Raw genomic sequence first — 1,798 nt, 5'->3', positions numbered from 1 at the left:
GGTTGACTCTGAAGGAGGAAAGCGTAATATACGCCACCTCGCGGCAGGAAGCGAAAGCACTGGCCGCAACGCTCTTTAACAATTTATCAGACAATCTGTGTGGGCACTCGCAGGATTGATATCAAGCGTCTCCGGACGCAAAAAAATATCAAGTCTTAAGAGTGAACACATAATGAAATTCATTATGACGTTTTACACTTGAGCATCGCTGCACTTGTTGCAGCAAATCGAACTTTTAATTGAAGAGTTTGATCATGGCTCAGATTGAACGCTGGCGGCAGGCCTAACACATGCAAGTCGAACGGTAGCACAGAGAAGCTTGCTTCTTGGGTGACGAGTGGCGGACGGGTGAGTAATGTCTGGGAAACTGCCCGATGGAGGGGGATAACTACTGGAAACGGTAGCTAATACCGCATAACGTCTTCGGACCAAAGTGGGGGACCTTCGGGCCTCACGCCATCGGATGTGCCCAGATGGGATTAGCTAGTAGGTGGGGTAACGGCTCACCTAGGCGACGATCCCTAGCTGGTCTGAGAGGATGACCAGCCACACTGGAACTGAGACACGGTCCAGACTCCTACGGGAGGCAGCAGTGGGGAATATTGCACAATGGGCGCAAGCCTGATGCAGCCATGCCGCGTGTATGAAGAAGGCCTTCGGGTTGTAAAGTACTTTCAGCGGGGAGGAAGGCGACGCGGTTAATAACCGCGTCGATTGACGTTACCCGCAGAAGAAGCACCGGCTAACTCCGTGCCAGCAGCCGCGGTAATACGGAGGGTGCAAGCGTTAATCGGAATTACTGGGCGTAAAGCGCACGCAGGCGGTCTGTCAAGTCAGATGTGAAATCCCCGGGCTTAACCTGGGAACTGCATTTGAAACTGGCAGGCTAGAGTCTTGTAGAGGGGGGTAGAATTCCAGGTGTAGCGGTGAAATGCGTAGAGATCTGGAGGAATACCGGTGGCGAAGGCGGCCCCCTGGACAAAGACTGACGCTCAGGTGCGAAAGCGTGGGGAGCAAACAGGATTAGATACCCTGGTAGTCCACGCCGTAAACGATGTCGACTTGGAGGCTGTTCCCTTGAGGAGTGGCTTCCGGAGCTAACGCGTTAAGTCGACCGCCTGGGGAGTACGGCCGCAAGGTTAAAACTCAAATGAATTGACGGGGGCCCGCACAAGCGGTGGAGCATGTGGTTTAATTCGATGCAACGCGAAGAACCTTACCTGGCCTTGACATCCACGGAATTCGGCAGAGATGCCTTAGTGCCTTCGGGAACCGTGAGACAGGTGCTGCATGGCTGTCGTCAGCTCGTGTTGTGAAATGTTGGGTTAAGTCCCGCAACGAGCGCAACCCTTATCCTTTGTTGCCAGCGATTCGGTCGGGAACTCAAAGGAGACTGCCGGTGATAAACCGGAGGAAGGTGGGGATGACGTCAAGTCATCATGGCCCTTACGGCCAGGGCTACACACGTGCTACAATGGCGCATACAAAGAGAAGCGAACTCGCGAGAGCAAGCGGACCTCATAAAGTGCGTCGTAGTCCGGATCGGAGTCTGCAACTCGACTCCGTGAAGTCGGAATCGCTAGTAATCGTGGATCAGAATGCCACGGTGAATACGTTCCCGGGCCTTGTACACACCGCCCGTCACACCATGGGAGTGGGTTGCAAAAGAAGTAGGTAGCTTAACCTTCGGGAGGGCGCTTACCACTTTGTGATTCATGACTGGGGTGAAGTCGTAACAAGGTAACCGTAGGGGAACCTGCGGTTGGATCACCTCCTTACCTGAAGATACCTTCGTGCG

Annotated in this window: 1 rRNA gene; it reads left to right on the top strand. The window is 53.8% G+C overall.

Features of this window, described 5'->3' with window-relative positions:
- The first annotated feature begins 236 nt into the window (after nt 1–236).
- A 16S ribosomal RNA gene (locus AB3U87_RS21915) occupies nt 237–1,778 on the top strand.
- Nucleotides 1,779–1,798 lie beyond the last annotated feature (20 nt).

Origin of the sequence: Erwinia plantamica, from assembly GCF_043420595.1 — a bacterium.
Taxonomy (GTDB): Bacteria; Pseudomonadota; Gammaproteobacteria; order Enterobacterales; family Enterobacteriaceae; genus Erwinia; species Erwinia aeris.
The sequence above is the reverse complement of the archived record's forward strand: the minus strand, read 5'-3'. Positions and strand labels throughout refer to the sequence as shown.